The sequence below is a fragment of the Ignavibacteriota bacterium genome, assembly GCA_016212665.1.
Classification (GTDB): Bacteria; Bacteroidota; Ignavibacteria; order UBA10030; family SZUA-254; genus FW602-bin19.
Genome location: JACREZ010000024.1, coordinates 75,690 through 91,461, shown reverse-complemented (window position 1 = coordinate 91,461; position 15,772 = coordinate 75,690). Strand labels below are relative to the sequence as shown.

General features: G+C 41.9%; 5 protein-coding genes. All 5 read left to right on the top strand.

Annotated elements, in window-relative coordinates; genetic code table 11:
- The first annotated feature begins 80 nt into the window (after positions 1–80).
- The 5 genes from HY960_08025 (at position 81) to HY960_08005 (ending at position 15,123) form a co-directional block, all read left to right on the top strand.
- Entirely contained in the window at positions 81–3,590 is a 3,510-nt protein-coding gene (locus tag HY960_08025; protein MBI5215687.1) for a T9SS type A sorting domain-containing protein, read from the top strand.
- 357 nt (positions 3,591–3,947) lie between these two features.
- Entirely contained in the window at positions 3,948–7,205 is a 3,258-nt protein-coding gene (locus HY960_08020) for a hypothetical protein (GenBank protein ID MBI5215686.1), read from the top strand.
- Positions 7,189–7,842, top strand: coding sequence for a response regulator transcription factor (locus HY960_08015; protein ID MBI5215685.1), 654 nt, complete (start codon positions 7,189–7,191; stop codon positions 7,840–7,842). Before HY960_08020 ends, HY960_08015 begins: the two co-directional genes overlap by 17 nt.
- 162 nt (positions 7,843–8,004) lie before the next feature.
- Positions 8,005–8,370: a response regulator transcription factor gene (locus HY960_08010; protein MBI5215684.1), complete on the top strand. Its 366-nt coding sequence runs from the start codon at positions 8,005–8,007 to the stop codon at positions 8,368–8,370.
- A gap of 36 nt (positions 8,371–8,406) precedes the next feature.
- Positions 8,407–15,123 (top strand): VCBS repeat-containing protein, encoded by a 6,717-nt coding sequence (locus HY960_08005; GenBank protein MBI5215683.1) that lies wholly within the window; start codon positions 8,407–8,409, stop codon positions 15,121–15,123.
- The last annotated feature ends 649 nt before the right edge of the window (positions 15,124–15,772 follow it).

The window sequence follows — 15,772 nt, the reverse complement described above, 5'->3', positions numbered from 1 at the left end:
CGTGTTGCAAATAGGAGTAACAACTCTTATTATCACTCAAATTGTTCTTTCATATTTTCAATTATTTAAAGGTATTCACTATGAAGATATTAGTTCTTACTCTTCTGATTCTTGTCTTACCAGCTTTCACTTTCGCTCAGGGAATAACAAGTTGTACGACGAGTCCTCTTGCGTTCACAGATACAGCGTGGACGAATCGCTTTAGCGCCAATGGCGAAAATGCTATCGGTACGGTTGAAGCGCCGAATGATGTGCCGGGAACCGGCGTGGTCGGTATTATTGACTTGTCGAATAGTTCATCTTTTCCATTGGGCGCGAACGCAACGCCGAGCATGTATTTCGGTCCCCCGGGCAGTCAATGGAATTCGCAACAACTTGGTCAGGTGTTCGGTATTGCACTTGATGCCGATGGAAATATTTACGTAACAGCGACCACCGCGTATTGGAATGATAATTTCGGTTCCGGCGGCGCTGGGGCGATTTACAAAATCAATAACGGAACGGGAACAGTTTCCGTGTTTGCGACGCTTCCGAACTCAGGAAGTACTGCTCTCGGAAATATTTGTTACGATTGCAAGCGCAATCAGTTTTTTGTTACCAATATGGAGGATGGAAAGATTTACCGCATCAGTTCGAGTGGGACAATTCTCAGCAGTTATGACCCGCTTCAACCTGATAACGGTTTGGACGGGTATCCTCAACTTGGTGAAAGAATTTGGGGTGTGAATGTTTGGGGAAATCGTGTCTATTATTCTGTGTGGAATTCGGATGTGACGTTTCATACATTTCAAAATAATCTCATCCGCTCGGTTGCTCTGAACGCATCGGGCGATTTCAGTACACAAGACCAAATAGAAATTGAGATTCCTTATCTCGTACCTCTTGGTGGATGGAGTAATCCCGTTTCTGATATTTCGTTTTCCTCCGGCGGAAAAATGCTTCTTGCAGAACGTTCGATGTCCTCACCAACACAACCGGAAGCGCATAAATCGAGATGTCTCGAATATCTATTTCAGAACGGTCAGTGGGTTCCTTCCTCGGCTCAATTTTCTGTTGGTACTTCATTATTCTCAGGGAGAAATTGTGCAGGCGGCGCCGATTATGCGAATGTGAGCGACAGAGTTTGGGTGACTGGCGATGCTTTGATTTTACAGTACACGCCATCATATTTAGTTTACGGCTTGCAAGGATTGCCACAAGGCGGTGGTTCAGTTAACGATAGTTATCTCATTGATGAGTGGGGAAATACCGTTGATATGTCGAAGACAGGTATGGGCGATGTTGAAGTGACAGGAGGAAGAACGACAGGGACGCTCGGTTCAATTTCAGGAAAGAAATGGAAAGATACCGATGGAAATTGTACACAAATTCTTCCCGCAGAAGTTGGTCTGCCAAATTGGATTATCAAATTGTATCCGGGACCGATTATTACGACGACCGATAGCATGGGCAATTATTCGTTTTCGAATCTCCCCCCCGGACAATACACCGTATCAGAAAGTTTGAAAACAGGATGGAATTATACATGCCCGGCAACTGGCTCGCAAAGCGTTACAATCGGAACGGGACAAAATCTAACCGATGTAAATTTTGCAAATCGTTCGATCGGAACCCCTGTCCATGACCTCGGACTTTCGTTTAGCGGTAGTGTTGCCGTGCTGGGGAAACCGAAACACTTCGGAATAAAATATTGGAACAAAGGAAATGTTCCTGTGGCGACGACAATCACCGTTGTCTATCCGGAACATACAACCTATATGAGCGCAACGTACTGGGTATATCAAGGGCAACTGATTAATCACGACATCCCGACACGAACGCTAACGTACGACATGGGAATTCTTCCACCGAACTCAAGCGGAACAATGAAAGTCTCGGTTCAGATTGCCCCACCTCCGGCTGTTCAACTGGGAGACCAACTCCATGCGACAGCAACGATTTCACCAACAACAGGAGACGCAACACCGAATGATAATTTCAAGACCGACATTGAAACTGTCGTAGCATCGTACGACCCGAATCAAAAGTGGGTTGTCCCGGTTGGCATCGGTTCATTTGGCGGAATCGCTATTGATGAGACGCTGAAGTATCACATTGATTTCCAAAATACCGGAACATTTCAAGCGTTTGATATTATCGTTCGCGATACGCTCCCGACGTCGCTTGATATTTCAACCTTCGAAGAAGGCGCGAGCAGTCATTACTGTATTGTGAATGTTCAGGCGCCGAATATCGTTGTGTTCAATTTCCCGAATATCAATCTTCCCGATAGTACAAGCGATGAACCGAACAGTCATGGCTGGGTTGAATTTACAATCAAACCATTTCAAACTACGCCGCTTGGGACCGATATTAATAATCGTGTCGGGATTTACTTTGATTACAACGATGTTGTGTTGACGAATTATACACAGAACAGAATTGTTGACCCGGATGCATATATGAAAATGTACCGTTCATTTCCGCCGGAGAGTCTCGTTGCGAAACGGGGAACGAAAACCATAAAACCGGTTAAGCGTGGTGCAGGTTTACCGAACGCGGCAAATTTGTTAGATGAGGTTGTTGCTCAGGGCGGTTTCCGACCGAATGCCTCGGAGAGTGATAGCGCGGGCGGAATGAGAATTGGTATTTCTTTCATGATGGGTAAAGGAACAGATAAATGGGCGGCAGATAAAGGCGCTGAACGACTCTATTCATGGTGTCGCCTGACAAAATGGGATTTCAAAAAGAAGAAAGGTTCAAATTACGCAGACATTCAGGCAACGCTGGAAGATAAAACAGGATTGCACACAGGGAATCCGAGAGGATTGGATTCTCTCTTTAAGAATGGTATTCCCGCCAAACGATTGCTTGGTCAGAAAACAAAATTACCGCCGAAGGACCACAACAATCATTTACTTGCCGAACTGATTGCTTTGAAAGTGAATATCGCATCGAGCCAGTTAGAAAAAACTCCGCTCGGGTTTGGCGAGTTGGTGTACAACGAAGAAAACCCGCTCGATGAAATGTCGGTGAAAGAGATTTCTTTGAAAGCAGACTCAGCGTTTACATTCTGGAACAGCGGAATCTGGGATTATCAGTTGCTTGATAGTGTCATCAGTAAAATTAACCGTGCTTTTGCCGGTTCAATTGATAAAGAAGATACGCTTAGTTTTATTTCAGGTACAAAGTTGTATCTGAATGGCGAGAAGATTCTTCTTGATGTTCCGTATCTCAAACCGTCAGGTGAATTGCCATCGTTCATGATGCCATATCTTGAAACAGAGCAAACGGATGAATATACTGATAGCAAGCCATACAGTTTTGCGTTGGAGCAGAACTATCCGAACCCGTTCAACCCGACAACGAATTTCGGATTTCGGATTGCCAATTTCGGATTAGTGACGTTGAAAATATATAACTTGCTTGGTCAGGAAGTTGCAACACTCCTGAACAACGAGCAGATGGAAGCAGGGGAGTACGAAATTCCATTTTCTGCTATAGAACTTTCGAGCGGTGTCTATTTCTATCGCATCAATGTCGAATCGGTTGATGAGGATGGATTAAAGCAAACTTTCACCGATGTGAAGCGGATGCTGCTGATGAAGTGATTTGTCACTTCATCAGTAATCTCGATTTCATGTCATCGGGGATGATAAGAAACAGATTGTAAAATAATCTTCAAATCGCAGGGGCGAGATACCCTCGTCCCTGCGATGATTCGATGGGGTAGATGGATAGTCGGGTACAGTGCAAATCATTCCTGTGAGTTGAATATTTTCAAAATTGTTTTGACAAAAACTCAACTTTTCCATATCTTTCTCACCTGAGACAGTACTTGATGCCAGAAACCCTAAGGATAACTACGCGATCATGGTTTCTAAATTAGCAATCATTGATTTCCATCCCGATTGTTTTTTACTCGTAGAGTTCTATCCACCAAGCCTCTGCCTCAGGATCATTCGGTCATGTTCTATAATCTTAAAGATATTTTCCTGATACTTTTTTTGCGTACGTGCTTTTTCAGTTTTCTTATCTTATTGTTTCTGAACAAACCCTCAGTATTCTCCCAACAGAAACTTTCGTTCGAACATATTACGACAGAGCATGGACTTTCCAGAAATTCTATTCTTTCTATTTTTCAGGATAGAAGAGGGTTTATGTGGTTCGGTACAAGAGAAGGACTGAATCGCTATGATGGGTTTTCTTTTACGGTGTATAAACATTCTGTAAATGATTCCAACACAATTTCTAATAATGTCATTACTGTAATTATAGAAGATCATGATGGGATGTTATGGGTTGGAACGAACGAAGGGCTAAATTCTTTTAATCCCTATACAGAAAAAATAAAACGTTATTATCTTACCGATGCGCCATTGAGTGAAAAATATAGTATTCGTTCGATTTATGTTGATTCAAGTCTTTCTTCGACAAGGAATAACAAGCAAAAAATAATTTGGGTTGGAACGTATCAAGGAGGGTTGTACAAAATTTCGCTTGATGGTGAGAATATCTCCTATCAACATTTTCAATATTCTTCCGAAGACAATCATAGCATCGGCGGCAATGCTATTGGAGGAATACTTCGGGATGAACGGGGTACATTGTGGGTTGGAACAGATAATAGAACGCTCAATCAATATGTTCGTTCAACGAATTCATTTATTCGTCATCTCATTGATTTGAATGAGACTCAACACGCCAGTTTCTACAGTTTATTTCTTGATTCACGACATCAAATGTGGGCGAGTATTTTTAACAGAGGAGTGTATCAAGTTTCAAGGGAATATCTCAATGAAAATACCATCCAAGTTACTTTTACTCCAAAAACAAAATCAAAGTTTGTACAAGATGATATCTACGGATTTCCGGTATCTGTTATTGAAGATTTGCAGGGAAATATCTGGGCAAATTATTATTACTATGGATTGGAAAAATATGAACGTACGGATGTCGATTCCTCAATAGTTACACACTATTATTATGATGGTAAGAAGGCGTCCAGTCTGAGTTCTAATCTTCTTCGTTCCATTTTTATCAGTAAAAACAATATCCTTTGGGCAGGCGATGAAGGATACGGAATCAACAAAGCACTGTTGACGAAAAAATTTTCATTATACCGGTATGATGGAAACGATTCAACTTCATTACGAAGCAAAAGTCTGAGAGGTATCTATGAACTTCCCGATGGAAAACTTCTTCTTGGTGGATATTCACCGTTGATGACGTTTGATAGAAAACGCGGAGTTCTTCAAACGAAAATTAAAAATGTTGATTCCCCCAAATCTTCAGAAATTATTAATTCTGTGTATTGTATTGCTCCTGACCCATTATACGCTGATAGTATTGTATGGCTGGGTACAGAAGGGTATGGATTAATGCGGTATAATTTCCTTAATTACACGTTCAAGAAATATATACCCGATGTCAACAATTCGAATTCTTTATTGTACTCTTGGATTAAATCGCTCTATGCTGATAAGAACGGATTACTTTGGGTAGGAACCGAAGGAGGTTTGCAAAGCATGGATGTTAAGAATTTTCATTCTCCTACATTTACTACCTACAAACATGATGAAAAGAATCCGCAGAGTATAAGCAATGGAGTAATTTCGAGCATTTATCGTTCCTCAAAAGGCATACTCTGGGTTGCTTCAAATCCGGGCGGATTAAACGCTATGATTCCTTCTGAAACAAATATTTTTCATCATTACATCTCCACTCCATCCGATTCAGCGAGTATTGGTAGTAATCTCATAAAAACAATTCATGAAGATAACAATGGAACAATGTGGTTCGGAACAGATGGCGGCGGATTGAATAAACTGCTTCCTGATGGAAAATCATTTCAACAGTATTTGGAAGAAGATGGACTTCCGAACAATACCGTTTACGGCATATTAGAAGATTCCAGCGGTAGCCTCTGGCTAAGTACAAATAAAGGAATTTCCCGCTTTATTCCTTCGAGCAATGAGTTTTGGAATTTCTCGCTCAACGATGGACTACAGGACGAAGAGTTTAACACTGCTTCATATTATCAATGTAAGCATGGGGAAATGTTTTTTGGCGGTATCAATGGTCTCAATGCTTTTTTCCCAGAGCAAATGAAACGCAATTCTTATATTCCCCCCGTGCATATTACTTCGATGAAAATTTTTGATAAAGAAATTCCGCACGAAAGAAGGTTGGCATCTCCGCTCCTTTCACTTGCGTACGACGAAAACGTGCTCTCCTTTGAATTTACTTCGTTGGATTATTCCGAACCATCACGCAATCAATTCAAATACAAAATGGATGGTAACGACGTTGATTGGGTTTATGCTGGAAATAGAAGGTATGTTTCCTATGCTCATTTATCCCCCGGGGAATACACCTTTAACGTCAAGGGTTCGAATAGTGCTGGAATTTGGAATGAACAACCGGCAACCATTTCTTTCATTATTCGTCCGCCATTCTGGGCTACGTGGTGGTTTCGGTCTCTTGCGGTTATTCTCTTTCTTTCTGTTGGTCCTGCTTTTTATTATCGTCGCGTTTCATCTCTGAAGAAGGAACAACGGCGTCAACAAGAATTCTCAAGACAACTTATTAATACACAAGAAACAGAAAGACGACGAATGGCACGTGAACTTCATGATGGGTTGGGTCAGGAGCTAATGATTATTGCCAACAAGTCGCAGTCGGCATCCGAGATGGAGAAACTGAGTCTTATAAAAAGTAAACTCAATGAAATTTCACAAACCGCATTAACCGCCATTGGTTCAGTGCGCGAAATTGCATTTAATCTCAGTCCCTATCAACTTGAGCAATTAGGTTTGACCAGCGGATTGCGTTCAATGATAGAAAAAGTCTCCGCATCATATCCCATTATTTTCACGCACGAGATTGAGAATATTGATGGATGTTTTAGTAATGAAGCAGAAATCAATATCTACCGAATCGTACAAGAATGTTTGAATAATATTGTAAAACACTCAGAAGCGACGGAGTCGCTCATCAACATAACAATTTCTCGTGAACAGGTTGTCATTGTGATTAGTGATAACGGAAAAGGATTTGATTTCGATAGTGTTCTCTCGTCAGGATTTCGTTCTGGATTTGGATTAGCCGGGTTAGATGAACGGATCAGGCTTCTTCATGGGACCTATACTATCGAATCAGCGCCCATGAATGGAACAACATTTTCATGTTCAATAATTAGAGAAAATAATGAAGCAAACAATTAATATCGTTATCGCTGAAGACCATCCTATTTTTAGAAAAGGACTAAAAGACATCATCAATGGTGAACATAACATGAAAGTTATTGATGAATGTGGTGACGGATCTAAAGTGTTGAGTATGATTAAAAAACAGAAACCTGATGTTCTCATACTTGACCTCAACTTACCGGAGCGGCATGGTCTTGAAGTGCTCAACGAAATACAAATGTTTAAGGACAAACTAAAAACAATTATTCTCACCATGCACAACGATGAGGAAACATTTAATAAAGCAATCGACCTTGGAGTTGCGGGCTATGTACTAAAAGAAAGTGCTGGTCATGATATTTTAGAAAGTATTCGAGCAGTTGTCAATGATCAAATGTATATCAGCCCGACGATTTCGTCCTATTTACTCAAGAGACGACAACGGAATCACCTTCTCCATGAATTACATCCCTCCATTGAAAACCTCACGGAGATGGAAAGAAAAATATTGAAGCTGATTTCTGAAAATAAATCGAGCAAAGAAATTGCTACCCTGTTGTTTATCAGTGACCGTACAGTCCAAAATCATCGGATGAATATTTGTAATAAACTGAACTTGCATGGAAGTTTTTCTTTGTTAAAATTTGCAATTGAGAACAAGAATAAGTTGTAATTTCTTTCAAAACACCCCATTTCTTCCTTCCTCCTAAGTAACTCTACTCAGTTCACTGAGTAGGTATATCTCTTTCAAATAAGCCACTCTATCAATCTATTTAGAGTAGGTTCCTCTATTCTTTTCTCTTGGGCTGCAGCGTACATTAGTACCCAGAAATCTATGACCATTATGATAGTTGATGATAATATTGGTATGCGGGCTACTATTCGGGAAGCAGTGCAACCCTTTGTCAGTACCGTTCTCGAATGTGGAGATGGCAGTGAAGCTATCACTGCTTATACAAAATATAAACCTGATTGGGTGTTGATGGATATTGTCATGAAACAGATGGATGGATTTACCGCAACAAAGAAAATTCTCGATTCAGATCCAACTGCAAAAATTATCATTATAACACAATACAACGATTCCGAATATGTACGACGATCTCAACAAATTGGAGCCAAAGGTTTCGTCATAAAAGAACGACTGACTGATGTTCTCAAAATAATAAATACAACAGGATTTTTTCCTCAACAACATTAATTCACTTTATCATTACTCACAACAGTTCTTTCTACCATGAAGACACAACTCAATCATTTTGCAATTCTTTTCTTTGCATTCCTTCTTATTCCAATATCAACACAGCTGAACGCGCAAGGATTTTCAGAAGTCTATTCCGGGCAACTGGATTCCTTGTACAACGGTTCTGTCGCGTGGGGCGATTATGATAATGATGGAAAATTAGATTTACTCATGACCGGAGTAAACAGCAATGGATTCCCCGTAACAAATATCTACCGCAATACCGGAAGCGGTTTTACGAAGCAATTTACAGGAACAATTCCCGGCGTTGCATACGGTTCTTCCGCGTGGGGCGATTATGATAGTGATGGTAAACTTGACTTTGTACTAACCGGTTCCGACACTACTGCATTGACCGTTTCGATGTTGTATCGTAATACCGGGAGCGGATTTACTCAGGTCTTTGCAGGAGTGTTCGACAGCGTTGTGAACAGTTCGGTTGCCTGGGCAGATTATAATAACGACGGTAAGTTAGATATTCTCCTCACCGGTGCAAATAGTCAAGGCACTCTTGTTTCAAAAATATATCGTAATACAGGAAGCGGATTTACGGAAGCATATCCGGGATCGTTCATCGGTGTTAACAGAGGTTCAGTTGCATGGGGTGATTACGATAACGACGGCAAGTTGGATATTCTCCTTGCCGGAATGGACTATTCGTATAATCCACTGACAAAACTATATCGCAATACAGGAAGCGGGTTTACAGAAGTCTATGCCGGAACATTTACAGGAGTACACTCTGGCTCTGTTGCCTGGGGCGATTACGATAGTGATGGCAAGTTAGATATTCTGCTTACAGGTGATTCTTCTTCCTTCACACCGGTATCCAGGATTTATCACAATACAGGAAGTGGGTTTACGGAAGTGTATGCCGGTAGTTTAACACCGGTAGTGAACGGTTCTGCTGTCTGGGGCGATTATGATGGTGATGGCGATCTGGATATCCTGCTTACGGGCGATGATGGTACATTCAGGAACAACAAAGTGTATAAGAATACAGGAAGCGGATTTACCGTAGATATTGCTTCGAGTGTTCTTGTGGGGTATGATTATTCTTCTTCAGCGTGGGGGGATTACAATAATGATGGAAATTTGGATTTTGTTCAGATCGGATTTGTCAACGGATTTATTCCGATTTCACAAATCATCACTGTGAGCGGTGTACCGGCAAATACGGCGCCGGACGCTCCTGCCAATTTAACGGCAACAAACACAGGAGATCTCGTTACGTTCAGATGGAACCGCTCCACCGATGCGCAAACACCCACTGATGGATTAACCTATAATCTTCGCATCGGAACTTCATCCAATGGAGTGAATACTCTTTCGCCGATGGCAAATGCAACCACGGGATTCCGGAGAGTTGTTAAACTTGGAAATACCAATCACGATACGAGTTGGACAATCAACATTCCCGATACAACCGTAGCAACGTACTGGAGTGTTCAGGCGATTGATAATAATTTTGCAGGCTCTCCATTTTCATCGGAACAACAAATTTTTGTTCCTCCGGCGCCAACATATACTCTCACTGTAAATTATAACGCGGAACAAGGTTCGGTTACAAAAAATCCTGACAGTTCTTCATACCATAACGGAACAGAAGTACAGCTCACTGCAACGGCAAATACCGGATACAATTTTGTTAATTGGACCGGCGATATAACAAGCGCATCAAATCCTCTATCGCTTCTCATGAATGCAAATAAAACCGTGAGCGCAAACTTTGCAATCAAACAATACACGTTGACATATACTGCCGGTGCGAACGGTTCAATTTCAGGAACGACGCCGCAAACAGTAAACCACGGAACCAACGGAACACAAGTTACAGCAATGCCTGCAACAGGTTATCATTTTGTGAACTGGAGCGATGGCATAACCACAGCAACAAGACAGGATATGAGCGTAACCGCAAACTTATCCGTAACGGCTAACTTTGCAATCGATACATACACCATTACGCCGGCAGACGATGCACACAGCACAATCCAACCTGCCGTTCCCACGACTGTGAATTACGGCGCAAGTCAACGCTTCACATTCTCTGCCGATGACGGGTACGAAATAGACAGCGTCATTGTTGATGATGTAAACGTTGATTCCACGACGGGATATACGTTTACCAATGTTTCGGCGAACCATTCAATCCGCATAACCTCAGCGAGAGCAAAAACACGCGTAACAAACCACACTCCGGCTAAACACGAGATAGATGTTTTCATTGGGACAGAAATACAAGTTACATTCAGCAGACCGATGAAGCAAAGTTCGTTTGTTGATACAACCTCCTTTATTGCTCGAGGTTGGACAAGCGGAAGGCATAAAGGGACGTTTGCCTTTTCGCATGGAGATTCGGTAGTAACGTTTTCTCCAACTCTACCATTTAAGAGCGGGGAAATTGTAGAAGTAGAAATTTCTAATAAACTTCTTGATGATTCCAATTTTGTAATTGCGCCGACTGTTTACACATTTACGACACAGACACAAACCTCTCCCGGCATATTTGCAACAAAGGTAGATTATGCAACGGGAATTGAACCTCGCTCAATCTATGCGAGCGATATAGATGGTGACGGCGATGCAGATATTGTGACAGCGAACTCTGCATCATTTGAAAGTAGCGTTTCAGTTTTGAAGAACAATGGGACTGGGACATTTGCAACGAAGGTGTACTACGAAGTGGGAAATAAACCCTTTTCCCTCTACGTCAGTGATATAGATGGCGACGGCGATGAAGATATTGTAACGGCGAACAATTCGTCAAATAATGTTTCGGTTTTGAAGAACAATGGGAATGGAACATTTGCAACGAAGGTGGACTACGGAGTGGGAGATGGTCCCTATTCCGTCTTTGCCAGTGATATTGATGGTGACGGCACGGCGGATATTGTGACTGCGAACTATAATTCAAATAACGTTTCAGTTTTGAAGAACAACGGAGATGGGATATTTGCAATGAAGGTGGACTTCGGAGTGGGAGATGGTCCATCTTCCATCTTTTCTAGTGATATTGATGGCGACGGCGATGAGGATATTGTAACGGCGAACAATTCGACAAATAACATTTCGGTTTTGAAGAACAACGGGGCTGGGACATTTGCAACGAAAGTGGACTACATAGTTGGACAGAATCCCCAGTCCGTCTTTGCCAATGATATAGATGGCGACGGCGATGTGGATATTATGACTGCGAATAAGGGTTCACATAACGTTTCTGTTTTGAAGAACAACGGGGCTGGGACATTTGCAACGAAGGTGGACTACAGAGTGGGAGCTACTCCTAAAACCGTCTATACGATTGATGTAGATGGCGACAGCGATGTGGATATTATGACTGCGAACAATAATTCAGATAGCGTTTCGGTTTTGAAGAATGATGGCAATGGGATATTTGCGTCAAAGTTTGATTATAGAACGGCATTTTCTCCTTGGTCAGTCTATGCGAGTGATTTGGATAACGATGGCGATGTGGATATTATGACTGCGAACTACGGTTCAAATACCATTTCGGTGTTGCTTGGGAAAAATTCCTTTGAACTGACTACCGATATCGGAGATGGCGATGGCGAGATAATAATCTCTCCAACTTTCGAAGATGGTATGTATGAAGAAGGCACACAAGTTACACTTGTTCCTCTCCCCGAAGAACATTTTGTCTTCTCATCGTGGAGCGGCGATACGGCAAATGCAGTAAGAAAAAATGATACGCTTATTGTAACAATGGATACCAGTAAATCTATTACGGCAAATTTTGAACCGGAGAAATTTACAATCACCATAGCGCCGGGACCAAACGGGAAAATAATGTACGATGGAGAAATTGCACCATCAACAATACTCATTGAATATGGAGAGGATTTTGATTTCACTGTTGAGCCAAATGAAACATATAGTGTAAAGAGTGTGAGTGTTGATTATCGGGTTGTTGGTTCCGATATAGACAATACCATACCAAGCGTAGATGCAAATCATATAGTTGGAGCAACGTTTAAACTGGGACCACAGACTCCATCTATAACCGTAACAACACCCAACGGCAACGAAATCTGGAAAATTGGAGAAACACATACGATTGAGTGGACGAAAGTAAATCTGGATTCTGTAAAAGTGCAATATACTATCAACAACGGAATTACATGGAAGACAATTGATTCCAACATTACTGCGACAAGTTTAAGTTGGGTAATACCGGATTTGCCGAGCGGTGCTGCAGTAAGATCAGCGATAAGAGTGCTCAGCACGAAGAATTCAAACGTACGGGATATCTCTGACAACTATTTTTATATTAAACCGGTAATACAACCCTCTAATACCGGGACGACACAAAAATTAAATGATATGTTTATGTATCCGGATGGCAATGGTTGGGCTGTAGGCAATGCATCAACAATTTTGCAAACCACAGATGCAGGAAAAACCTGGATTAACCATTCGAATGACAAAGGTGTACCTGCTGGTGTGAATTTGGTCGGAATTATAAATACTTATTATCATTATTTCGCAATCGGTTCGCTCGGGAATAACGCAGTGGTTTTAAGGTTTAACGCCATTGGTAGTATTGATAGTTTTGTACAAGATGCAACGATAAACGATTTCTCTCCCAACAGTATATGTATTAAGCCAGCGGGTTCGTTAGGAAATCAAATTCCCTTTACGGTTGGAAATAATGGAAAGGTTTTCTACGAGTTTGGTGGCTTTTGGCAATCTGTTACTTCACCAACACAAGACAACCTCACCAGTATAACTTATAGAAATCATATTACATCAAGTGGTCCTGACAATAATACAACGTATTACATAACAGTTGGAAAGAATGGTACGGTCTATCAAGCGAAAGTTAAACAATCTTCGGTTTCCCAATATTCTGCTGAATGGAGTACTCTTGCAACGGGTGTTGGTTCAAATCTTAACGATATTGCTTTTTTGCCTCACAGTTATATTTTCCAAAATAATTATAATACTGGATGGATTGTCGGAGATAGTGGGAAAATACTCAAGACGTCAGATGGCGGCTCAACATGGGTTTCCCAATCAAGTGGAACGACTGCAAATCTTAAAGGTATAAGTGTTGGTGTGAATTATGGCTGGATAGTAGGAGATGATGGTACAGTTCTCAAATTAAATACATTAAGCGGTAAGGCAAAATGGAAATCCGGTTTTCAGCAAAGTGAAAGTTGGTCTCAAGTTCCCAGCGGTACAACGAAAAACTTAAATGTGGCGGGAGTAACTGGAAATGGCTCGTTTGTAACGGTGGGAGATTCGGGCACAGCGCTCAATAGTTTAACACAGGAAGTGATTCTTACATCGCCAACGGGGGGAGAAACATTCATCGCCGGACAAACGGTTCCTATCACGTGGTCAAGCGATGGAGTGAATTATGTAAAAATAGAATACTCACCGGATTCAGGACAAACGTGGCAATCGGTGACTAATTTTACATCTGCAAAGAACGGTCTTTACAACTGGAAAATGCCGAACACTGTTTTGCAAAATGTTGTTGTTGCAATTAGTGATCTGGAAGATTCAACAATATCAGATGCAAGCGATTCAACATTCAGGTTAGTGCAGGATGTTGCAATGTTCAGAACGTTCCGAGCCGATACGATGCTCTCGAAAAAATCAGTGACACTAAAATTCGATAAGTATAAAAATCTGACTTCAGGAAAAGGAAATATGAAGACCGCAGTCGAGCATGTGTTCAAGCGATTGAAAGCAACAAAGGGTGCGACGTTTCTCGGCAAACCTCAAACGGATAAAGTACTGAAGAAGAAACTCGGATGGATTGCATTCGGTTCTGCAGCAGATTTCGGGAAGATGTTCACCGCACCGCATAACGGTACATCGTACCCGATTGATTCTGTACGTTTGCCAGCACCAAAGAAATCGAAAAAACTCTTCGGCGCTCTCAAGCCAACACGAAAAGCATACAATAACCCGGTATGGGAACAGGGAATTATTTTCCGGATGAACCTGATTGCCAGCAGTAAGGGAATCACACCGAAAGGGTTTGGCGATCTGGTATTGGATACTACTGCTGTGTTGAACGGAAAACAACTACAGGGAATGACGCTCAGTGAAATCGGAACATGGATGGATAGTGTGATGACATGGTGGGATACATTAGATTATGAGACAGTCGATAGTTATACCGAACTCGCGGAGTTCGCCAACTTGTTACGTGGAATCAACGAAGCATTTTATGATTCGGTCACGTTCAGCAACTCGTACATTGATTCGATGGCAGTGATAAAAGGCGATTCGAACATTTCTGTGAAAAAGCCGAAGAATGCGTTTGCGATATATTTGCAAGGAACAAAAACTGCATCTGAATCGGGTGGGTTATTGAAATACATTCTTGGCAACGAATCGAAGACGATTGCCTATCAACCCTCGTTCTCGGATGAGGAAGAAATTCCGTTCGAGTATGAACTCTATCAGAACTATCCGAATCCGTTTAATCCTTCGACTGTTATTCGTTATCAGTTACAAGATGTCAGTACTGTGAACTTGAAAGTGTATAACTTGCTCGGTCAGGAAGTTGCAACACTTCTGAACAACCAACAGATGGATGAAGGCGAGTATGAAATACCATTCAATGCCGCGGGCTATGCAAGTGGTGTGTATTTCTACCGTCTTGAAGCGACAAATGTTGAGGATGGAACGAAGATATATATGCAGGTGAAGAAAATGCTCTTGATGCGATAAAATCATAACAATTTATTAAAAAGGTATCCTATGAAATTTTTACAGTTCTTTTTTACTTGGCTTTTCATTTTATCGATGAGCAGTGGTGTAAGTTCACTCGTTTTCGCTCAGTGGATGGTCCACCCAAATGTGAACACCGCCATCTCGACGACAGCAGGTTCTGAACAATATCCCACCATTGTGAGTGACGGCTCAGGAGGCGCTATTATTACGTGGCATGACAACCGCAGCGGAAATTATGACATCTACGCCCAACGAATAAACAGTTCAGGTGTTGTTCAATGGACAGCCAACGGCGTCGTCATCTCGACAGCGGCAGGCAATCAAGAATATCCTACCATTGTAAGTGACGGCACAGGAGGCGCCATCATCACGTGGGGTAATGTTGATATCTACGCCCAGCGGATCAACAGCGAAGGCGTCGTCCAGTGGACAGCAAATGGTGTTGCCATCTCGACTGCAGCAAACAATCAACAATATCCCACCATTGTGAGTGACGGCTCGGGCGGCGCGATTATTACGTGGTATGACACTCGTAGCGGTGCTATTGACATCTACGCCCAACGGATCAATAGTGCAGGCGTTGTGCAGTGGACAGCCGATGGCGTTGCCATCTCGACTGCGGCAAACAGTCAACTACTTCCTACCA